The organism is Rhodococcus sp. LMD, assembly GCF_056108245.1.
This window is the reverse complement of record NZ_CM148557.1, coordinates 2,121,302-2,140,440: the sequence shown is the minus strand read 5'-3', so window position 1 is coordinate 2,140,440 and position 19,139 is coordinate 2,121,302. Positions and strand designations below refer to the sequence as shown.

22 protein-coding genes are annotated in these 19,139 nt (G+C 71.1%); 5 read left to right on the top strand and 17 right to left on the bottom strand.

The window, feature by feature from the left end; genetic code table 11:
- Positions 1-5: 5 nt before the first annotated feature.
- Positions 6-1,115 carry a dual-specificity RNA methyltransferase RlmN gene (gene rlmN, locus ACWPQI_RS10045; RefSeq protein ID WP_010592733.1) on the bottom strand — a complete coding sequence of 370 codons (1,110 nt, stop codon included), beginning with the start codon at positions 1,113-1,115 and terminating at the stop codon, positions 6-8.
- 87 nt (positions 1,116-1,202) lie between these two features.
- Here rlmN and ACWPQI_RS10040 point away from each other — a divergent pair, with 87 nt between their 5' ends.
- Together ACWPQI_RS10040 and ACWPQI_RS10035 are read left to right on the top strand one after the other, a co-directional pair.
- Positions 1,203-1,571: a LapA family protein gene (locus ACWPQI_RS10040; RefSeq protein ID WP_040271831.1), complete on the top strand. Its 369-nt coding sequence runs from the start codon at positions 1,203-1,205 to the stop codon at positions 1,569-1,571.
- A 153-nt stretch (positions 1,572-1,724) separates the two neighbouring features.
- Complete coding sequence (locus ACWPQI_RS10035; RefSeq protein ID WP_450152114.1) at positions 1,725-2,585, top strand: HpcH/HpaI aldolase/citrate lyase family protein; 861 nt, start codon at positions 1,725-1,727, stop codon at positions 2,583-2,585.
- Between the two features lie 48 nt (positions 2,586-2,633).
- Here the strand turns inward: ACWPQI_RS10035 and ACWPQI_RS10030 are convergent, their stop codons facing one another.
- From ACWPQI_RS10030 to rpsB, 6 genes are all read right to left on the bottom strand, one after another.
- Positions 2,634-3,332 carry a class I SAM-dependent methyltransferase gene (locus ACWPQI_RS10030; RefSeq protein WP_048772758.1) on the bottom strand — a complete coding sequence of 233 codons (699 nt, stop codon included), beginning with the start codon at positions 3,330-3,332 and terminating at the stop codon, positions 2,634-2,636.
- Between the two features lie 37 nt (positions 3,333-3,369).
- Positions 3,370-4,332, bottom strand: a complete 963-nt coding sequence (locus ACWPQI_RS10025) for a phosphatidate cytidylyltransferase (RefSeq protein WP_010592738.1) — start codon at positions 4,330-4,332, stop codon at positions 3,370-3,372.
- 2 nt (positions 4,333-4,334) lie between these two features.
- Positions 4,335-4,892 (bottom strand): ribosome recycling factor, encoded by a 558-nt coding sequence (frr, locus tag ACWPQI_RS10020; protein WP_006937444.1) that lies wholly within the window; start codon positions 4,890-4,892, stop codon positions 4,335-4,337.
- Between the two features lie 28 nt (positions 4,893-4,920).
- A complete protein-coding gene (gene pyrH / locus ACWPQI_RS10015) occupies positions 4,921-5,649 on the bottom strand; it encodes a UMP kinase (protein ID WP_003939001.1) in 729 nt (242 codons plus the stop codon).
- Between the two features lie 161 nt (positions 5,650-5,810).
- Positions 5,811-6,635, bottom strand: a complete 825-nt coding sequence (gene tsf / locus ACWPQI_RS10010; protein ID WP_010592739.1) for a translation elongation factor Ts — start codon at positions 6,633-6,635, stop codon at positions 5,811-5,813.
- Positions 6,636-6,794: 159 nt separating this feature from the next.
- Positions 6,795-7,628: a 30S ribosomal protein S2 gene (gene rpsB, locus ACWPQI_RS10005; RefSeq protein WP_003939003.1), complete on the bottom strand. Its 834-nt coding sequence runs from the start codon at positions 7,626-7,628 to the stop codon at positions 6,795-6,797.
- Between the two features lie 321 nt (positions 7,629-7,949).
- Between rpsB and ACWPQI_RS10000 the strand changes: the two genes are divergently transcribed.
- Entirely contained in the window at positions 7,950-8,498 is a 549-nt protein-coding gene (locus ACWPQI_RS10000) for a M23 family metallopeptidase (protein ID WP_010592741.1), read from the top strand.
- Here ACWPQI_RS10000 and ACWPQI_RS09995 read toward each other — a convergent pair.
- Together ACWPQI_RS09995 and ACWPQI_RS09990 are read right to left on the bottom strand one after the other, a co-directional pair.
- Positions 8,453-9,928: a MinD/ParA family ATP-binding protein gene (locus tag ACWPQI_RS09995; protein ID WP_474738783.1), complete on the bottom strand. Its 1,476-nt coding sequence runs from the start codon at positions 9,926-9,928 to the stop codon at positions 8,453-8,455. The two genes, ACWPQI_RS10000 and ACWPQI_RS09995, sit on opposite strands and share 46 nt — an antisense overlap.
- Positions 9,929-10,261: 333 nt before the next feature.
- The gene (locus ACWPQI_RS09990; RefSeq protein WP_010592743.1) at positions 10,262-11,188 is read right to left on the bottom strand and encodes a tyrosine recombinase XerC; all 927 of its coding nucleotides are present in this window, start codon (positions 11,186-11,188) and stop codon (positions 10,262-10,264) included.
- 97 nt (positions 11,189-11,285) lie between these two features.
- On the opposite strand from ACWPQI_RS09990, the gene ACWPQI_RS09985 reads away from it, so the two are divergent.
- Positions 11,286-12,446, top strand: a complete 1,161-nt coding sequence (locus ACWPQI_RS09985) for a multidrug effflux MFS transporter (protein ID WP_040271819.1) — start codon at positions 11,286-11,288, stop codon at positions 12,444-12,446.
- A gap of 6 nt (positions 12,447-12,452) precedes the next feature.
- Here the strand turns inward: ACWPQI_RS09985 and ACWPQI_RS09980 are convergent, their stop codons facing one another.
- A complete protein-coding gene (locus ACWPQI_RS09980; RefSeq protein ID WP_010592745.1) occupies positions 12,453-13,247 on the bottom strand; it encodes a siderophore-interacting protein in 795 nt (264 codons plus the stop codon).
- 135 nt (positions 13,248-13,382) lie between these two features.
- On the opposite strand from ACWPQI_RS09980, the gene ACWPQI_RS09975 reads away from it, so the two are divergent.
- Positions 13,383-13,619 carry a hypothetical protein gene (locus tag ACWPQI_RS09975; protein ID WP_225222748.1) on the top strand — a complete coding sequence of 79 codons (237 nt, stop codon included), beginning with the start codon at positions 13,383-13,385 and terminating at the stop codon, positions 13,617-13,619.
- A gap of 3 nt (positions 13,620-13,622) precedes the next feature.
- Here the strand turns inward: ACWPQI_RS09975 and dprA are convergent, their stop codons facing one another.
- The 7 genes from dprA to rplS form a co-directional block, all read right to left on the bottom strand.
- Positions 13,623-14,750 (bottom strand): DNA-processing protein DprA, encoded by a 1,128-nt coding sequence (gene dprA / locus ACWPQI_RS09970; RefSeq protein WP_010592747.1) that lies wholly within the window; start codon positions 14,748-14,750, stop codon positions 13,623-13,625.
- The gene (locus tag ACWPQI_RS09965) at positions 14,747-16,255 is read right to left on the bottom strand and encodes a YifB family Mg chelatase-like AAA ATPase (RefSeq protein WP_119699710.1); all 1,509 of its coding nucleotides are present in this window, start codon (positions 16,253-16,255) and stop codon (positions 14,747-14,749) included. The genes dprA and ACWPQI_RS09965 overlap by 4 nt, the downstream gene beginning before the upstream one ends.
- Positions 16,255-16,611 (bottom strand): YraN family protein, encoded by a 357-nt coding sequence (locus ACWPQI_RS09960; RefSeq protein WP_026137711.1) that lies wholly within the window; start codon positions 16,609-16,611, stop codon positions 16,255-16,257. Before ACWPQI_RS09960 ends, ACWPQI_RS09965 begins: the two co-directional genes overlap by 1 nt.
- Before the next feature lie 221 nt (positions 16,612-16,832).
- Complete coding sequence (locus ACWPQI_RS09955) at positions 16,833-17,147, bottom strand: DUF2469 domain-containing protein (RefSeq protein WP_003939014.1); 315 nt, start codon at positions 17,145-17,147, stop codon at positions 16,833-16,835.
- 37 nt (positions 17,148-17,184) lie between these two features.
- The gene (locus ACWPQI_RS09950) at positions 17,185-17,883 is read right to left on the bottom strand and encodes a ribonuclease HII (RefSeq protein ID WP_029539889.1); all 699 of its coding nucleotides are present in this window, start codon (positions 17,881-17,883) and stop codon (positions 17,185-17,187) included.
- A complete protein-coding gene (gene lepB / locus ACWPQI_RS09945; protein ID WP_017680550.1) occupies positions 17,880-18,638 on the bottom strand; it encodes a signal peptidase I in 759 nt (252 codons plus the stop codon). Before lepB ends, ACWPQI_RS09950 begins: the two co-directional genes overlap by 4 nt.
- Before the next feature lie 108 nt (positions 18,639-18,746).
- On the bottom strand, positions 18,747-19,088 hold the full coding sequence (gene rplS / locus ACWPQI_RS09940) for a 50S ribosomal protein L19 (protein ID WP_003939017.1): 342 nt from the start codon (positions 19,086-19,088) through the stop codon (positions 18,747-18,749).
- Positions 19,089-19,139 lie beyond the last annotated feature (51 nt).

Below are 19,139 nucleotides of genomic sequence, written 5' to 3'. Positions count from 1 at the left end.
CGTGTTCAGTTCTCGGCGGCGAGCTGGCCGCAGGCTGCCGCGATCTCCTGGCCCCGGGTGTCCCGCACGGTGCACGAGACCCCCTGAGCCTGGACGCGACGAACGAACTCGCGCTCGACCGGCTTCGGGCTGGCGTCCCATTCGCTGCCCGGCGTCGGGTTGAGCGGGATCAGGTTCACGTGCACCAGCGGGCCGAGCGCCTTGTGCAGCTTCTTGCCCAGCATGTCCGCCCGCCACGGCTGGTCGTTGACGTCGCGGATCAGGGCGTACTCGACGGAGACACGGCGACCGGTCCGGTCGGCGTAGTAGCGCGCGGCGTCGAGCACCTCGGCGACGGGCCAGCGGTTGTTGACCGGCACCAGCGTGTCGCGCAGTTCGTCGTCCGGCGTGTGCAGCGACACGGCGAGGGTCACGTGCAGTCCCTCGTCGGCCAGCCGGCGGATCGCCGGCGCCAGACCGACGGTGGAGACGGTGACCGACCGCTGCGACAGGCCCAGTCCCTCCGGCGGCGGGGCGGTGATGCGCCGCACCGCGGCCACCACCCGCTTGTAGTTCGCCAGCGGCTCCCCCATCCCCATGAACACCACGTTGGACAGACGACCCGGTCCCCCGGCCACGTCACCGTCGCGCAGGGCCGCGGCCGCGGCGCGCACCTGATCGACGATCTCGGCGGTGGACAGGTTCCGATCCAGGCCGCCCTGGCCGGTCGCGCAGAACGGGCAGGCCATCCCGCAGCCGGCCTGGCTCGAGATGCACAGGGTGGCGCGGTCGGGGTAGCGCATGAGCACACTCTCGAGGAGGGTGCCGTCCCCGGCGCGCCACAGCGTCTTGCGGGTCTCGCCGCCGTCGCACGCCACGTGCTTGACCGGTGTCAGCAACGCGGGGAAGAACGCCGCCCCCACCTGCTCGCGCACCTTCGCCGGCAGATCCGTCATCTTCTCCGGATCGGCCTCGAGCCGCCCGTAGTAGTGCCGGGCCAGCTGATCGGCCCGGAAGGCCGGCAGGCCCAGTTCACGCACGGCCGCCCGGCGCTGCTCGGCGTCGAGGTCGGCGAGGTGACGCGGCGGCATACCGCGTTTGGGCGCGTCGAAAACCAGGGGAAGAGAGGAGGGCATAATGACCCATTATCCATTACGGCGGCGGAGCCGGTCTTCCTCGCCGAATACGGTGTGCAGCGGCAGCCGGAGCGAGATGATCGATCCATGACCGACCGCCCCGCGAATCTGCCCGATCCGGTACCGGACCTGCCCGGCGGGGATCGGCCCGACCGGCAGGGCTCGACGAAGGCCACGCCCGATTCCGACCTCCGTCCCGCGCCGGAGATTCCCCTCGACCGCAGCCGCGCGGCATCGACGTGGACCGGCCTGGTCATCGGTGTTCTGGTCCTGATCCTGCTGCTCGTGTTCATCCTGCAGAACCTCGACTCGGTCACCATGGAACTGTTCGCCTGGGAGTTCACCCTGCCGCTGGGGGTGAGCCTGCTGCTGTCGGCCATCGCGGGAGCCCTCGTCATGGCGCTGGCGGGCGGTGTGCGGATCCTGCAGATCAAGCGTGCCGCGAAGCGGCGCTAGCACCGCGCCGCCCAGCGGCGGTGACACAGCGCCGCCCAGCGGCGGTGACACAGCGCCGCCCAGCGGCGGGTGACGAACACAACGCACCCAATCTCCCCAACGCGGCGACAAGAGGGCACCCTGGAGACAAGACCTTCACCCGAGGAGCCTGACGTGACCGCCCACCTGGATGCCCCCGCCTCCGCCACCGTCGCACCCGAGCTCGCCCGATCCTGGCTGCTCGTTCCGGGCACCGCCCCGGAGCGCTTCGCGGCGGCTGCCGCGTCCGCAGCCGATGCCGTGATCCTCGACCTCGAGGACGCCGTGCCGACGGCCGGCAAAGCCGCCGCACGGGGTCACGTCGTCGAATGGCTGCGCGGCGGTGGCCGTGCCTGGGTGCGGATCAACGACGCCACCACCGTGCACTGGGCCGACGATCTCGCCGCGCTCGCCGCGGTTCCCGGCCTGCAGGGCGTGATGCTCGCCAAGACCGAAAGCGGCCAGCAGGTCGACGCCACCGCCGCTCAGTTGCCGCCCGGAACCCGCATCCTCGTGCTCATCGAGTCGGCGGTGGGCCTCGAGGCCACGCCCGAGATCGCCCGCGCCGACGGGACGTTCCGGCTGGCTTTCGGCAGCGGCGACTTCCGCCGCGACACCGGAATGGACGACTCCCCGCTCGCGATGGCGTACCCGCGTTCCCGCCTGGTCGTGTCGAGCCGGGCGGCCCGCCTGCCCGGTCCCGTCGACGGACCGTCGCTGACCGACGACCCCGAGGTTCTCGAGCGGGAGGCGAAGCTGACCGCCTCCATGGGAATGACCGGGAAGCTGTGCATGACCCCGGCCCGGGCACCGTTCGCCAACGCCGCCCTGAGCCCCAGTTCCGACGAGGTCGGCTGGGCCCGCGACGTGATCGACACACTCGGGGAGGACGGCCGCGGTGTGCGCGACGGCAGTGACCTGCCCCGCCTGGCCAAGGCCAAGAGGATCAGCGAACTGGCCCGGGTGTTCCGCATCCGGGGCACCCACCACCGGTAGGTTCGCGGCCCCGGCAGGTTCGCGACCCCCGGCAGGTTCACGGCACGGTCAGGCGATCTCCAGTCCCCGGGGCTTGCGGCGCACGTGCAGCCGGTAGCGCACCGTGAGGGCGGTGCCTGCCGTGCCACGCACCGCGCGCTCGGCCACCCGCGGGCCGAACTCGATGCCGAGTACGCGCTCGAGCGTGGCGCGGTCCGGGAAACGCCACTCCGTGTCGAGCCGGCGCAGGTCGAAACCTTGGGCGTCGAAGAACGCCTCGACTGTGCGCGGGTCGTAGTGCGGCAGGTCCGCGCGCATCCATTCGCCGTACGGATGGGCGGTCGCGTCGAGATCGACGATCGCGAGGGCGCCGCCGGGCCGCAGCACGCGCATCGCCTCGGCGATACCTGCCCCGCACCCGGGACCGAAGAAGTACGCGGTACGGGCGTGCACGAGGTCCACGCTGCTGTCCGCGAGCGGCAGGTGCTCGGCCGAACCGGTCTGCACTCGCACGCCCGGCCCGCCCCGCGTCCGTCGCCGTGCCAGTTCCACCAGCGGCGGGTGCGGTTCGACACCGGTCACGGTGCGCGCCGCGGCCGCGAACATCGGCAGGTGGAAGCCGGTGCCGCAGCCCACGTCGACCACGTCGCGACCGGCCCAGTCGTATGCCTCGCGCAGCGCCGTGTACACGACGCCGTGGACGTCCTGGGCGCGGTTCTCTTCCTCGTAGACCTCCGGCCAGTGCCAGATGTTGGGGCTGGGCACCACCCCGTGCGTGTCGGACCGCTGCCTTCTCGTCACCGGCCTAGACGAAGGCCCCGAGGACGAGCCAGGTGACGAACGCGGACGGCAGGATGGAGTCCAGCCGATCCATGATCCCGCCGTGGCCGGGCAGCAGGGTGCCCATGTCCTTGATGCCGAGATCCCGTTTGACCTGCGACTCGATCAGGTCGCTCGCCGTGGCCGTGGCGGCGAGCACGACGCCGAGGAGCACACCGATCCACCAGGCGGCGTCGAGCAGCAGGGTCACCGTGAGCACACCGGCGACGGTGCAGGCGAGAACCGAGCCGCCGAAACCCTCCCAGGACTTCTTCGGGCTGATCGCGGGCGCCATCGGGTGCTTGCCGAACAGCACCCCGGACGCGTATCCGCCGACGTCGGATGCGACGCACACGATCATCAGGCAGAACACCCGGGCGGCACCGTCGTCCTCGAGGACCATCAGCGTCGCGAACGACGCGAGGAAAGGTACCCATGCCGCGGTGAAGACGGTGACCGCGGTGTCGCGCAGGTAGTTGCGGGGCCGGCCGCGCAGTCCGCGGTCGAACAGCCGCCACAGCATCGACACGACGGTGGTGCCGGCGAAGGCGCCGAGCACGCCGGTGGTGCCGTAGGGCCAGCCGAGCCAGATCATCGCCTGCCCCCCGACCAGGAGCGGGACCCGGGGAACCAGGACGTCCGCCTCACGCAGGCGCTTGGTGACCTCCCAGGTGGCGATCGCGATGGCCACCGCGACGACGAGGAGCCAGGCCTTGGGGGCGAACGCGAGCACGCCGATGACGAGGCCACCGAGCCCGGCGCCCACGCCCACGGCGGCGGGCAGGTTCCGGCCGGCGCGGGACGCCTTCTTCTCCGGCTCCGCGGCAGGGGTCGGATCGGGCCGGCCCGGCGGGACCTCGGTGCCCGCCTTCGCGGCGTCGGCCGCCGAGTCGGCGTCGGTGACGCCCAGGGGGAGCTGCGGATCGGACGACCCGGCGGCGGTACCCACGGTTAAACCTCCAGCAGCTCGGCTTCCTTGTGCTTGACCAGCTCGTCGATCTGCGCCACGTACTTCGCCGTGGTCTTGTCGAGCTCCTTCTCCGCGCGGGTGACGTCGTCCTCGCCGGCCTCGCCGTCCTTCTGGATGCGGTGCAGCTCCTCCATCGCCTTGCGTCGCACGTTGCGCACGGACACCTTGGCGTCCTCACCCTTGGCCTTGGCCTGCTTGACCAGCTCGCGGCGGCGTTCCTCGGTCAGCTGCGGGATGGAGATGCGGATCAGGGACCCGTCGTTGGTCGGATTGACCCCCAGGTCGGAGTTGCGAATCGCGGTCTCGATCGGGCCGAGCTGCGAGGCCTCGTAGGGTTTGACGACCACCATGCGCGCCTCGGGGACGTTGATGCTGGCCATCTGCGTGACCGGGGTGGGCGCGCCGTAGTAGTCGACGACGATCCTGGAGAACATGCCGGGGTTCGCGCGGCCGGTGCGGATGGATCCGAGATCGTCCTTGGCCACCGTGACGGCCTTTTCCATCTTCTCCTCGGCTTCGAAGAGAGCTTCATCGATCACGGCTGTTCCTCCATGTTCCGTTGTCCGTTCATGACCGTACGAGTGTTCCGATCTTCTCACCGGCGACAGCCCGAGCGATATTCCCCTCGGTGAGCAGGTTGAAGACCATGATCGGCATGTCGTTGTCCATGCAGAGACTGAAGGCGGTCGCATCCGCGACCTTGAGGCCCTTCTCGATGACCTCGCGGTGGGTGATCTCGGTGAACAGGGTCGCGTCGGCGTCGATCCGGGGGTCGGCCGAGTAGACCCCGTCGACAGCCTTGGCCATAAGGACCACCTCCGCGCCGATCTCGAGGGCGCGCTGCGCGGCGGTGGTGTCGGTGGAGAAGTACGGCATGCCCATGCCGGCACCGAAGATCACCACGCGGCCCTTCTCGAGATGCCGGCGGGCACGCAGCGGCAGGTACGGCTCGGCGACCTGCCCCATCGTGATAGCGGTCTGGACACGGGTGTCCACGCCCTGCTTCTCCAGGAAATCCTGCAACGCAAGGGAATTCATTACCGTGCCGAGCATGCCCATGTAGTCGGAGCGAGCGCGGTCGAGACCGCGCTGCTGCAGTTCGGCGCCCCGGAAGAAGTTGCCGCCGCCGATGACCACGGCTACCTCCACCCCGGAGCGGACGACCTCGGCGATCTCCTCGGCGACGGTCGTCACCACGTCCGGGTCGAGACCGACCTTGCCCCCGCCGAACATCTCCCCACCGAGCTTGAGCAGCACCCGACGGAAACCGGGACGTTCCTGGGCGTGTTCGGACATGGTTCTCCTCGGGTCGAGCGGTGGGTCGGCCCTTTCATCCTGCCTCATCCGACCCCGTGGAACCGAGACGGGGGCGCGAGTGTCCGATCGGCCCGAAATCGGGTCGCCGACGCGCCTCGACCCCGCCGGCGAGCGCCGACGGGGTCGAGGAAACGAGAGGTCTAGCTGCCGCCGACCTCGAAACGCACGAAGCGCGACACGGTGGCACCGGCATCGTCGAGCAGCGCCTTGACGGTCTTCTTCGAGTCCGTCACCGAGGCCTGCTCGAGCAGCACGACGTCCTTGAAGAAGCCGTTGAGCCGGCCCTCGACGATCTTCGGCAGGGCGGCCTCCGGCTTGCCCTCGTTCTTGGCGGTCTCCTCCGCGATGCGGCGCTCGTTCTCGACCGTGTCGGCCGGAACCTCGTCGCGGGAGAGGTACTTCGCCTTCAGCGCGGCGACCTGCATCGCGGCGGCACGGGCGGCCTCTGCGGCGGCGTCACCCTCACCGGAGTACTCGACGAGCACGCCGACAGCCGGCGGCAGGTCGGACGCACGCTTGTGCAGGTACACCGCGACGGGGCCGTCGAAGACGGCGAGACGGCGCAGCTCGAGCTTCTCGCCGATCTTGGCGGAGAGCTCCTGCACGAGGGTGTCGACGGTCTTGCCGTCGACCTCGACGGCCTTGAGGGCCTCGAGGTCGGCCGGCTTGGCCTCGGCCGCAGCGGTGACGATCTTCTCGGCGAGAGCCTGGAACTCGTCGTTCTTGGCGACGAAGTCGGTCTCGGAGTTGAGCTCGATGAGCACGCCGTTCTTCGCGGCGACCAGGCCCTCGGCGGTGGAGCGCTCGGCGCGCTTGCCCACGTCCTTGGCGCCCTTGATGCGCAGCTGCTCGACGGCCTTGTCGAAGTCGCCGTCGTTGTCGGCGAGGGCGTTCTTGCACGCCAGCATTCCGGAGCCGGTGAGCTCACGCAGACGCTTGACGTCGGCGGCGGTGTAGTTCGCCATGGGAAGCGAGCCTCCTGTGTCTGTTGTGCGCGATGGGTGCTCGCGCGGAAGTTTCCTCTGATGCGGCTCGGTCGCGTGCGGGTGCACTGATGCGGCGCGGTCGCGTGCGACGGCCCCGACCATGATCTCAGGATCTACCGGTCGGGGCCGCGCATCGGATCAGGCTTCGGCGGAGGGCGCCGCGTCGGCGGCGGGGGCCTCGGCTTCGGCGGCCGGGGTGGCCTGCGCGAGCAGCTCCTGCTCCCACTCGGCGAGCGGCTCGCCGGCGCCGGCCTCCGGCTTGGCGTCCTTGTCGGCGCTCTGGCCGGCGCGGGCCTGCACGCCCTCGGCGACGGCGGAGGCGACGACCTTGGTCAGCAGCGCAGCCGAACGGATCGCATCGTCGTTGCCCGGGATCGGGTAGTCGACGACGTCGGGATCGCAGTTGGTGTCGAGGATCGCGACGACCGGGATGTTCAGCTTGCGGGCCTCGCCGACGGCGATGTGCTCCTTGTTGGTGTCGACGACCCAGATCGCCGACGGCACCTTGGCCATGTCGCGGATGCCACCGAGGGTGCGCTCGAGCTTGGTCTTCTCACGCGTGAGCATGAGGATTTCCTTCTTGGTGCGACCCTCGAACCCACCGGTCTGCTCCATCGACTCCAGCTCCTTCAGGCGCTGCAGGCGCTTGTGGACGGTGGAGAAGTTGGTGAGCATGCCGCCGAGCCAGCGCTGGTTCACGTAGGGCATCCCGACCCGGGTGGCCTCTTCCGCGATGGACTCCTGCGCCTGCTTCTTGGTGCCGACGAACAGCACGGTGCCACCGTGGGCGACCGTCTCCTTGATGAACTCGTACGCCTTGTCGATGTACGTCAGGGTCTGCTGCAGGTCGATGATGTAGATGCCGTTGCGGTCGGTGAAGATGAACCGCTTCATCTTCGGGTTCCAGCGACGGGTCTGGTGACCGAAGTGGGCGCCGCTGTCGAGCAGCTGCTTCATTGTTACGACAGCCATGGCTGTTCTCTCTTTCGGTTCGGTTGCCGCGGGAGATCGGGTGATCCCCGCCCTGGCGTCCGCATGCCCGTCGGACCCTTGCGGGACCGGCCGACGGCCAATTTCCGATGGCGCCCGGAGCACCGGGCGGCGATCAGCGCGCGGACGCGCGAAGTCGATCTGCGAACACAGACCGCTCGAACAGTGTACGGCCTTGCCCTGCGGGAACCACAACTGCCTGATCAGCGGGCCGGTTCGGACGATCTGTGGACGAATCGGAGGGTTGTCCACAATGCCGGGCAGACTCTGTCCGTCGCAGGCACCGCCCGGCACGCTGGGCGGATGAAGATCACCGGGATCGCCGTCCTGACCGCGCTCGCCGCACTGGCGGGGTCGATTCCCGCCGCGGCGTCCCCCCGCGAGTTCGGCTGGCCGCTGCAGCCACGGCCGGCGGTGGCCCGCCCCTTCGACGGTCCCGAGCACGACTGGCTTCCCGGGCACCGGGGCGCCGACCTCGCCGGCCGGCCCGGGCAGCCGGTGCTCGCCGCCGGTGCCGGTGTAGTGGTGTTCGCGGGGACCGTCGCCGGCAAACCCGTGGTCTCGGTGGAGCACGCCGGCGGGCTGCGCACCACCTACGAGCCGGTGACCGCGACGGTCACCGCCGGCCGGCGCGTGGAACGGGGTGACCCGCTCGGCACCCTCGAGCCGGGCCACGAGGGTTGCCCCGCGGTGGCCTGCCTGCACTGGGGAATGCGCCGAGGCCGCGACGACTACCTCGACCCGTTGCCGCTCGTGCGGTCGGTGATCCGTCTCGAGCCCGTGTCCGGGCGCGGCGGCGGGACCGCTCAGGCGCGCCCGCGGCTCGGCTCCGGGCCGCGGCCCGCGGCGTGACGTCCCGACACCGCGGCGAAGTCGTCGGCGACCATGGCGGCGAGTTCGAGGAAGGCGCGACGAGTGGCGGGCCGGAGCAGAGCGAGGTCGATCTCGGCCCCCTCGGCGAGGTGCTCGTCGAACGGCACCACCTGCACGGCCCGGCACCGCGCGAGGAAGTGGCCCGTCAGTGCCTGCATGTCGATGTTGGTGGCCCCGGGCCGGGCAGCGCTGATCACCACGACGGTGCGCTCGACGAGCGCCCCGAAACCGTGGTGCTGCAACCAGTCGAGCGTCGCGGCAGCGCTCCGGGCCCCGTCGATCGCCGGGGATGCGACGAGCACGAGCGCGTGGGCGAGATCGAGCACCCCCCGCATCGCCGAATGCATGATGCCCGTGCCGCAGTCGGTGAGGACGACGTTGTAGTACACCCGCAGGATGTCCACGACGCGGCGGTAGTCGTCCTCGCTGAACGCCTCGGACACGGCCGGGTCGCGTTCGCTCGCAAGCACCTCGAGACGGCTCGGCGCCTGCGACGTGTGCGCGCGGACGTCGGCGTAGCGGGAGATCCGCGGGGCCGCGGCGAGCAGGTCGCGCACCGTGGACTCGGTCTGCTGGGGCACTCGCTGCGCGAGCGTCCCGAAGTCGGGATTCGCGTCGACCGCGATCACGCAGTCCCCCCGCAACGAGGCGAACGTGGAGCCGAGACCGACGGTGGTCGTCGTCTTCCCGACACCGCCCTTGAGGGAGAGCACCGCGATCCGGTAGTCGCCGCTGATCGGCTGCCGGACCCGGTCCCGGAGCTCACGCCGGTACGCCTCGTCGGTCGATTCGCCGGGCGCGAGGATCCCGCCGGTGAGCCGGTGCACGCTGCGCCGCCAACCGGCTGCCGGAGAGCGCCGGGACCGCCGGACCAGGGCGCCGGAGGTCAGGTCCTGATCGGACGGCCGGGGCTCCGGCGCGCCGGACTCCACCGTGCCGGTTTCCCGGCGGTGTCCTGGGGTGGAATGCCCGGGAGGGGTCGACGACGTCGGGCGTTCGGGATCGTCCGCCGCTCGCAGGGGTGACCCGGTGGCGTCCGCGCCGGGCGTGGGTGGACGCGGTGCGGGCCCGGTGCGGTGATGTTCCCCCGGACCGTTCTGCCCCGCCGCCTCCTCCGGACCGGCCGCAGTCGCGGGCCCGGCCACCGCGGCGTCGGCGGGTTGTCCGGTGACCACCGGTTCCGGCACCACCGGTTCTGTTGTTGCGGCTTCGAGGGCGGGTTCCGGGTCCGCGGGTTCGGGGTCCCCAGGTTCGGGGTCCCCAGGTTCGGGGTCCCCAGATTCGGGGGTGACGGGTTCGCGGGTGACGGGTTCGCGGGTGACGGGTTCGGGGATGACGGGTTCGGGGATGACAGGTTCGACACGGGACGGTTCGGGAACCGCTGCATCGACGATCCGCGCTTCGGGCACAGATGCGGGACGCTCTCGAGGAGGCATGCCGAACGGGACCGACGGCACCGGATCCGGCAGACCCGTCGGCCGGTCCACCTCGACGGGCGCGGGCCGGGACGGTGGATGTCCAGGCTGCGCAGGCGGCTCCGCCCGCGCAGGCGGCTCCGGTTGCGCAGGCGGCACGACCGCACGGTCGCCACCCCGTCGCCTTCCGCGGCGGCCGACCGGCGCCGGTTCGTCCCGAAGCCAGGCAGGCAGAGCGTGCGTCGACTCCTCGTGTCCCACAATTCCCCCCGGATTGCGCAGCAGATGCGGCGGCGACCGTACCAAACCTCGGGTTCGTCGCCCGAGTCACGCCCGCGGATGCGCCTGTTCGTGCGCCGCCCTCAGCCGCGCTACCGACACATGGGTGTAGAGCTGGGTCGTCGCGAGGCTCGCATGTCCGAGCAACTCCTGCACCACCCGCAGGTCGGCCCCGCCCTCGAGCAGATGGGTGGCGGCGCTGTGCCGCAGCCCGTGCGGCGCGAGGTCGGGCGCGCCGGGCACCGCGGCCACGTTCTCGTGCACCACGGAACGGACCTGGCGCGGGCCCAGCCGCCCGCCGCGTGCACCCAGCAGAAGTGCGGGCCCGGAGTCCGGGCGCGCGAGGGCGGGCCGTCCGCTGTGCAGCCACGCGTCGAGCGCAGTGGCGGCGGGCGCACCGTACGGCACGGTCCGCTCCCTGTTTCCCTTGCCGAGCACGCGCAGCGCCCGACGATCGGCATCGACGTCGTCGACGTCGAGCCCGCACAGCTCCCCGACCCGGATCCCCGTCGCGTACAGCAGCTCCAGCACGAGCCGGTCGCGCAGCGCCACCGGGTCCAGCTCTCGCGCACCGGCTTCCGCAGCCGCCATGACCTCGCATGCCTGGTCGGCCCGCAACACCGGCGGAAGGGTGCGATGGGTGCGGGCCGACACCAGCCGAGCCGCGGGATCGTGGTCGAGCCGGCCGGTACGGGCCAACCACGCGCAGAAGGTCCGGGCGGAGGAGGTGCGCCGCGCCAGGGTCGTACGGGCAGCGCCACCCGCGACCTGGTCGGCCAGCCAGGAGCGAAGCACCTCGAGGGTGAGGTCGTCGATCCGCGCATCCGGGTGGCCGGTCTCGAGGTGGGCGAGGAGGGTGCGGATGTCGGTCGTGTACGCGCGGATCGTGTGGGCAGACCGGCCGCCCTGCAAGTCGAGGTGCTCGACGAACTCCTCGAGGTGCACGGCGAGAGGCGGCGGCAGCGCGGTGTCCATGGCCGTCACCGTGCGCCGTGGGTACCGCCCACGCAACCGAACACGCCGATCGGGCCCACACTAAGGTTAGTTCGTGAGTAAAACGATTCCGTTGCCGATGCTGTTCGGTCTGGCACTGCTCTCCGCTACCGCGCCGCTGGCCACCGACATGTATCTGCCCGGACTGCCGATCATGTCGGAGAGTCTCGGCACCAGCACGGTCGGCATCCAGCTCACGCTCACCACCTTCATGGCCGGCCTCGGCGTCGGGCAGCTCGTCGTGGGACCGCTCTCCGACGGGTGGGGCAGGCGTCGCCTGCTACTGGCGGGCACCGTCGTCCTGGCTCTGAGCAGCGCCCTGTGCGCGACGGCGCCGACAGTGGAGGTGCTCATCGCGGCGCGCCTGATCCAGGGCTTCAGCGGCGGCACGGGAATCGTGCTGGCGCGCGCGGTGATTGCGGATCGCTCCCGCGGCAACGAGGCCGCCCGCCTGTTCAGCATCATGATGATCATCGGCGGAGTGGCACCGATCGTCGCACCCCTGCTCGGCGGCGTCCTCCTCGGGCCGATCGGTTGGCGCGGCATCTTCTGGGTTCTGACGGGCCTCGCGGTGGTGATGGTCGTCGCGGTGCTCACGGTCGTTCCGGAGACACTGCCGCCCGAACGCCGCCACAGCGGGGGCCTGGCCACGCTCGCCCGCAACTTCGGCACGGTGATCGGCAATCGGCAGTTCGTGGGTTACGCCGCGACGTTCGCGCTCGGCTTCGGCGCCATGTTCTCGTACATCTCCGCGTCACCGTTCGTGGTCCAGGAGGTCCTGGGAATGACGCCGGGACAGTTCTCCCTGATCTTCGCCGTCAACTCGGTGGGCCTCGTCGCAGGCAACATCGTCAACACCCGGCTCATCGGCCGCTTCGAGGTGCGGAACCTGTTGCGGTACGGCGTAGCCCAGATGCTGGCCGCCGGAATCCTGCTGGTGCTCGCGGTCCTGGTCGCGGACACCGCCCGCTGGCTGGTGCTGCCCCTGCTGTTCCTCGTCGTCTCCAGCCTCGGCTTCGTCATGGGCAACGCGACGGCGCTGGCGCAGGGGCAGGTTCCGAAGACGGCGGGCACCGGTTCCGCGGTCATGGGCGCCTCGCAGTTCGGCCTGGCCGCCCTGGTGTCGCCGCTGGTCGGCCTCGGCGGGGAGGACACCGCGCTGCCGATGGCGCTGGCGATCGCGATCTCGGCCGCGCTGTCGATGACCGCTCTGCTCACCCTCACCCGCGACCGCCCCTGAGCCCGCTCACCGCGCTTCGGCCGTGGCGAGTTCGCGCTTCCACTCCCGGAAGCCCTCCTCGCTGCGGCCGCGCCGCCAGTACCCGGAGATCGACGCGCGTGCCGCCGGAACCCCGCGGGTCTTGCGGACGTACGGCCGCAGGTACTGCATGACCGTCTCCGCTTCCCCGTGGATGAACACGTGCGGGTCTCCCGGCAGCCACTCCGCGCCGGTCACGGCCGAGACCAGGGGCGCGCTCGCGCCGGACAGGTCCGGCCCGGCATTTCCGGCAGCGGAGCCGCGGTGCAGCCAGGTGACCTCGACTCCGGCGGGCGCCGCGAGGGCGATTTCGTCGTCGGGGCCGGCCACCTCGAGGAACACCCGGCCCCGCGCATCCGGAGCCAGGGCTTCGAGCGCCGCGGCGACGGCCGGAATCGCGGTGTCGTCCCCGGCGAGCAGGTGCCAGTCGGCGTCCGGATCCGGACGGTAGGCGCCTCCCGGGCCACGGACCACGACGGTCTGCCCCGGCCGTACGGACGCCGCCCAGGGGCCGGCGACACCCTGATCGCCGTGGACGACGAAATCGATCGCGATCTGCCCGGCCTCCCGGTCCACAGCCCGCACCGTGTACGTACGCAGGACCGTCTCGCCGTCGGCCTCCAGCTCGAGTTTGACGTACGAATCCGTGTGCGGGCCGGGTTCGAACTCGTCGAACCCGGGACCGCCGAGGTACACCCGCACCAGGTGCGGGGTCAGGCGTTCGCTGCCCGTCACCGTCAGGGTCGTCGATCGCGGGGACTTCGGGGCCACGCCCACCTCCATATTTGCTCAGCCTTACCTAACCACTGCAGCGTACGCGTGCCGTTCGTCGGCGGCCACCGCCCCCCGCATCGACGCGACACCACCGGGATCGGCCGATCCGCCGACATCGCCCCGGAATTCCGCCATCGTTGCGGTATGCGAGAAACGATGAACACCGTCACGTCGCAGTACCTGACCAGCCTCGTCGGCGCCCTCGAGGAGACGGACCGCCGGCGCGAGGCGATCGGCGCACAGCTGGCCGAGCTCGAGTACGTCCTACTCCAGACCGGGGAGACCGAGCTCGCGGCCCAGGTGACCCGGGTGCTCGGCGACAAGTACTACAAGCCCATCCTGGCCAAAGCCGAGGAGCTACGCGGGCACGAGCAGTCCTGACGCTCACCCGCCGCCGCGCGCCCACCCGGCTGCCTCCCGCTGCACGTGTCCCTCGAGTTCGAGCAGCGGAAGCGCGGCCCGCACCCGCTCCGGGAGCAGCCCCGACGCCACCGACAGTTGCTGCACCGACACCGCACCCACCGCGGGCAGAGCTTCGTACACGGCCGCCATGTCGCCCGAGAGCCCGTCGAGCGCTCGCGCCCACCGCCCGTCACCGTCGTCGGCCACACCCATCGGGCCGACCTCCTCGACCACCTCGCGTGCGGTGCCCACCAGTCGCGCCTCCTGTTCCCGGATCATCCGATGACAGCCCTGCGACGCCGCCGACGTCACGGGCCCCGGAACCGCCAGTACCGGCCGTCCCAGCCGTCTCCCCCACGCCGCCGTGTTCCGCGCCCCGCTGCGCCAGCCCGCCTCCACCACCAGCACGCCCCCGCCCAGCGCCGCGACCAGTCGGTTGCGGGCCAGGAACCGGAACCGCGCCGGCAGCGTGCCGGGCGGATACTCGCTGACCACCGCCCCCTGCTCGGCGATCTGCCGCAACAACCCGGTGTGCGCTGCCGGATAGGCGCGGTCCACTCCGCACGCGAGCACCGCCATCGTCGCGCCACCGACCCCCAGCGCCGCCCGGTGCGCCGCCGCGTCGATCCCGAAGGCCGCCCCCGACAGCACCGCCCACCCGTCGGTCGCCAGGTCCCCGGCGATCTCCGCGGTCACATTCTCGCCGTAGCCACTGGCCGCACGCGTGCCGACGACGGCAACGGACCGCTCCACCAGCTCGTCGATCCGCCGTCGCCCCAGCGCCCACAACGCCGGCGGCGCGGCATCGGCGTCCGCGCCGTCGAGACCGTCGAACGCGAGCAACTGCCACGCCGGCCACTCGTCGTCGTCGGGTGTGACCAGACGGCCGCCCAGCCGCTCCACCAGCTCGAGGTCCCTCGCCGCGGAGTCGAGATGGGCACGGGCGGCGGTACGCCTGCGGAGGGGACCGCCGATCGAACCGTCGCGCACCGCTGCCGCGACCACCTCCGGGCCGGCCTCCGCGATCGCGGCGTTCAGCATGCGCGACGCCCCCTGCGCCACGACCGACAGGTAGGCCCACGCCAGCCGGCGCGGATCCGTCGCGCTCACACCGTCCCCCGATCCCGGAAATCCAGAGCCGTCGCCACCTGCACTTCTCCCGGGGCGTCGAGCCCCGCGAGATCTGCCAGCGTCCACGCGACTCGCAACGCACGATCCGCGCCGCGCGCGGTGATCGCCCCCTTCCGCAGCGCCCACTCCACGGGCCCCAGCGCCGCGCGCGGCAGGCGGAACTTCTGCCGCAGCGCGGGACCCGGGACCTCGGCGTTGGTGCTCCATCCGTGCGCGTTCCAGCGGGCTGCCGCGGCGGCCCGGGCCCGGGCCACCCGGGCGCGAACATCCTCGGTGCTCTCCCCCGCCTCCCCCATGAGCGCGCCGGTCGCTACCGTCTCCATCCGAACCCGCAGGTCCACCCGGTCGAGCAGCGGGCCCGACAACCTTCCCAGGTAGCGGCGGCGCGCGGCGGGCGGGCACACGCAGTCGGCGTCGCGAGGCGGCGCACACGGGCACGGATTGGCGGCGAGAATCAGCTGGAAGCGCGCCGGATAGCGCGCGACGCCGTCGCGGCGGGCGATGCGCACCTCACCGTCCTCGAGCGGGGTCCGCAACGCCTCGAGCGCCTTGGTGCCCATCTCGGCGACCTCGTCCAGGAAGAGGACGCCCCGGTGGGCACGGCTGACCGCACCAGGCTTGGCCGTGCCGCTGCCCCCGCCGACGAGCGAGGTGACCGACGCGGTGTGGTGGGGAGCGATGAACGGCGGGTCGGTGACGAGCGGCTGATCCGCCGACAGCGTTCCGGCGACGGAGTGGATCGCGGTCACCTCGAGCGCCTGTTCCTCCGTCAACGCCGGCAACACCCCGGGAAGCCGCTGGGCGAGCATCGTCTTCCCGATGCCGGGCGGGCCGGTGAGCATCAGATGATGCGCACCGGCGGCCGCGATCTCGATGGCCCGTCGTGCCTCGTGCTGACCGACCACCTCGCTCATGTCCGCCCGTCCCGGCCGCTCCCCCGGTGGACGGGGACCGGGTCGCTCGAGCGGTCCGTCGCCGCGCAGCCACAGCACCACCTCGGTGAGAGTGCCCGCCCCGTAGATGTCGATGCCGTCGACCAGGCCGGCCTCGGGCATCGTCGCGGCCGGCACCACCACCCGCTCCCACCCGGCACGCTTGGCGGAGAGCACCGCCGGAAGGACTCCCCGCACCGACCGGACCCGGCCGTCGAGCGCCAGCTCCCCGAGCAGAATCGTCCGCGCAACCGACTCCGGTGGAATCGACTTGGCGGCGTTGAGCACGGCGCACGCGAGGGCGAGGTCGTAGACGCTGCCCACCTTCGGCAGCGTCGCCGGCGACAGGGCCAGCACCACCCGCGAATCCGGCCATTCGCCACCGGAATTCGTCACCGCCGCCCGGACTCGGTCCCGGGACTCCTGGAGCGCAGTGTCGGGCAGACCGACCATCTTCACTCCCGGCAGTCCGCGGCCGATGTCGGCCTCGATCTCCACGACCTGTCCGTCCACCCCCGTGACCGCCACCGAGTAGGCCTTCCCCAGCGCCATCAGAGCACCTGCCGGCGATGGGTGATCACGGGTGCGCCCCGGGACGGGAGCAGCACCGTGACCACATCGACCCGGATGCGCCGCCATCGTCGCTCGTGGCTGGAAAGCCACAGCGCGGCCAGCCGCCGGATGCGGTCCGCCTTCGCCGCGGTCACCGCCTCGGCCGGCGTGCCGTACCCGAGGCCGGTGCGGGTCTTGACCTCCACGAACACCACGGTGTCGCCGTCCTCGGCGATCAGATCGAGTTCGCCGTACCGGCTACGCCAGTTGCGCGCGAGCACCACCAAGCCCGCCGACTCGAGAAACTCGGCGGCCAGGTCCTCCCCCAGCGCCCCCACCTGCTGATTACGTCCCATCCCCGTCCCTCCCTGTGTGGCAACCACTGTGCGGCACAGGAGGGACGCCCGCGGCCCCCGCCGGTCCGGATCACGGAATCTGTGGATGAACTCGCCGGGTGTGGACAACTCCTGCCGACGGGGCGAGGCCGGTGAACGGCCCGTGGCCGAATGTCACACCGCTTCGATCGAATCGACTGAATGTGACATTCGGCCACGAAGGCGCGGATGGGGTGAGCCGGCTATCCCAGCTTGTCGGGCAGGCGCAGGTCCGGCTTGTCGAGCTCTTCGATGTTGACGTCCTTGAAGGTGATGACCCGGACGTGCTTGACGAAGCGGGCCGGACGGTACATGTCCCACACCCACGCGTCGGACATGCGCACTTCGAAGTACACCTCGCCGCCGGAATTGTGCGGGAGCAGCTCGACCGCGTTGGCGAGATAGAACCGTCGCTCGGTCTCCACGACGTACGCGAACTGACCGACGATGTCCCGGTACTCCCGGTACAGCGAGAGCTCCATCTCGGTTTCGTACTTCTCGAGATCCTCGGCACTCATCGGTCTCGGTGTCCTCCCGTTCTGGTGTGTCGATCCATCATCCCGCATCCGCCTCGTCGGAGCCGAATCGGCCGTGGCCGGAGTCGTCGCCGAGGAGGGCGGCGACGTTGGCGTATCGCAGGCGATGCTCCCGGCTGGGGCCGAGATCGCGCAGCGCCGCCATGTGCGCGGCGGTGCTGTAACCCTTGTGGACGGCGAAGCCGTAGCCGGGCAGCTCGCCGTCCAGGTCGACCATGATCCGGTCCCGGGTGACCTTGGCGAGCACGCTCGCCGCCGCGATGCAGGCCGCCGCGGCGTCCCCGCCGATGACCGGCAGCGACGGCGCCGGCAGGCCCGGGACCCGGAACCCGTCGGTGAGAACGTACCCGGGCGCGACGGACAGCCGCATCACCGCACGGCGCATGCCCTCGATGTTGGCCACGTGCACACCGATGGCGTCGATCTCGGCAGCCGGCACGATCACCACGCTCCACGCCACCGCGCGGCGTCGGATGATCGGGAACAGCTCCTCCCGGGTCTTCTCGGTGAGCTTCTTGGAGTCGTCGAGACGCGCGAGCGTCGGATGTGGTCGGCGATCGAGGATGCACGCGGCGACGACGAGCGGCCCGGCGCAGGCGCCGCGGCCTGCCTCGTCGACCCCCGCGACCGGCCCGAGCCCGCATCGCACGAGCGTCGACTCCATGGTGCGCAGGCCCGCAGACCTGCGGATCACAGCGCGCGGCGGCCACGGGGTCACGGTTGCTGGATCTCCGGGGAATCGATGGTGCCCCACCGCGAGGGCGGCAGGACGATGAACCGGGCCTTGCCGATGACGTTGTCGACCGGGATGGTGCCCTGGTTCTCGTCGGCGACGTGGTAGCGCGAGTCCGCGGAGTTGGAGCGGTTGTCCCCCATGACCCAGATGTGGCCGTCCGGCACGGAGACCGGACCGAAGCAGCGGCCCGAGCGCACCTCGGTCTCGCAGGTGACCACGCCGGGGGTGAACGGGAAGTCCATCTCGATGTACGGCTCGTCGAGGGGGCGGCCGTCGACGAGGACGCGGCCCTGGTCGTCGCAGCATTCGACGGTCTGCCCGCCGACGGCGATCACGCGCTTGACGAGGTCGTTCTCGTCGGGTGGGACGAGGCCGACGAGGGAACCCACCTCCTGCACGCCGCGGATCACGACGTTGTCGGAGCGGGTGGAGACGTATCCGGTGGACCAGGAGTCGGGGCCGCGGAAGACCACGACGTCGCCGGGCCGGGGATCGCCGAAGCGGTAGCCGATCTTCTCGACGACGATCCGGTCGCCGGTGCAGCCGGGGCAGCCGTGCAGGGTGGGCTCCATCGACTCCGAGGGAATGAGGTACACCCGCGCGACGAAGGTCTGGAGCAGGAAGCTCAGCACGAGCGCGACGAGGATCAGGACGGGCAGTTCCCGCAGGAACGACTTCTCCTTCTTGTCCTGTTTCCGATCGCGTCCAGGCGTGTCGTCGGTGCTGTGCTGCTGCATCTCCGGCACGGCCGGGTCTCGCGAGGAATCTGCCACCGAATCAGAGTAGCCCGGCCCGGAACGGATCCGGACCGGGCTACTCGGGGCCTGACGGTCAGCGCGTGACGATCAGCGCTTTTCCTTGATCTTGGCGGCCTTGCCGCGCAGCTCGCGCAGGTAGTACAGCTTGGCGCGGCGCACGTCACCACGGGTGACGACCTCGATCTTGGCGAGGTTGGGGCTGTGCACCGGGAAGGTCCGCTCGACGCCGACACCGAACGAGACCTTGCGCACGGTGAAGGTCTCGCGGATGCCACCGTTCTGGCGACGGATCACGACGCCCTTGAAGACCTGCACGCGCTCCTTGGAGCCCTCGATGACCTTGACGTGCACGTTCAGGGTGTCGCCGGCACGGAAGTCCGGAATGTCGTCGCGCAGGGACTTGGCGTCCAGGAAGTCCAGGGTGTTCATCGGTTGTCATCCTCGCTTGTTCGCATGAGCAGAGGAACCGAGCGGCATCCA

What these genes read in the sequence shown, in the direction of transcription:
- lepB (WP_017680550.1), bottom strand. Translation starts at nt 18,638, where the DNA reads ATGCAGCAGCACAGCACCGACGACACGCCTGGACGCGATCGGAAACAG.
- ACWPQI_RS09980 (WP_010592745.1), bottom strand. Translation starts at nt 13,247, where the DNA reads ATGGAGGTGGGCGTGGCCCCGAAGTCCCCGCGATCGACGACCCTGACG.
- ACWPQI_RS10040 (WP_040271831.1), top strand. Translation starts at nt 1,203, where the DNA reads ATGACCGACCGCCCCGCGAATCTGCCCGATCCGGTACCGGACCTGCCC.
- ACWPQI_RS09990 (WP_010592743.1), bottom strand. Translation starts at nt 11,188, where the DNA reads ATGGACACCGCGCTGCCGCCGCCTCTCGCCGTGCACCTCGAGGAGTTC.
- ACWPQI_RS10000 (WP_010592741.1), top strand. Translation starts at nt 7,950, where the DNA reads ATGAAGATCACCGGGATCGCCGTCCTGACCGCGCTCGCCGCACTGGCG.
- rpsB (WP_003939003.1), bottom strand. Translation starts at nt 7,628, where the DNA reads ATGGCTGTCGTAACAATGAAGCAGCTGCTCGACAGCGGCGCCCACTTC.
- ACWPQI_RS09955 (WP_003939014.1), bottom strand. Translation starts at nt 17,147, where the DNA reads ATGAGTGCCGAGGATCTCGAGAAGTACGAAACCGAGATGGAGCTCTCG.
- pyrH (WP_003939001.1), bottom strand. Translation starts at nt 5,649, where the DNA reads ATGTCCGAACACGCCCAGGAACGTCCCGGTTTCCGTCGGGTGCTGCTC.
- ACWPQI_RS09975 (WP_225222748.1), top strand. Translation starts at nt 13,383, where the DNA reads ATGCGAGAAACGATGAACACCGTCACGTCGCAGTACCTGACCAGCCTC.
- ACWPQI_RS09985 (WP_040271819.1), top strand. Translation starts at nt 11,286, where the DNA reads ATGCTGTTCGGTCTGGCACTGCTCTCCGCTACCGCGCCGCTGGCCACC.
- ACWPQI_RS09960 (WP_026137711.1), bottom strand. Translation starts at nt 16,611, where the DNA reads ATGGGACGTAATCAGCAGGTGGGGGCGCTGGGGGAGGACCTGGCCGCC.
- tsf (WP_010592739.1), bottom strand. Translation starts at nt 6,635, where the DNA reads ATGGCGAACTACACCGCCGCCGACGTCAAGCGTCTGCGTGAGCTCACC.
- rlmN (WP_010592733.1), bottom strand. Translation starts at nt 1,115, where the DNA reads ATGCCCTCCTCTCTTCCCCTGGTTTTCGACGCGCCCAAACGCGGTATG.
- ACWPQI_RS09965 (WP_119699710.1), bottom strand. Translation starts at nt 16,255, where the DNA reads ATGGCGCTGGGGAAGGCCTACTCGGTGGCGGTCACGGGGGTGGACGGA.
- rplS (WP_003939017.1), bottom strand. Translation starts at nt 19,088, where the DNA reads ATGAACACCCTGGACTTCCTGGACGCCAAGTCCCTGCGCGACGACATT.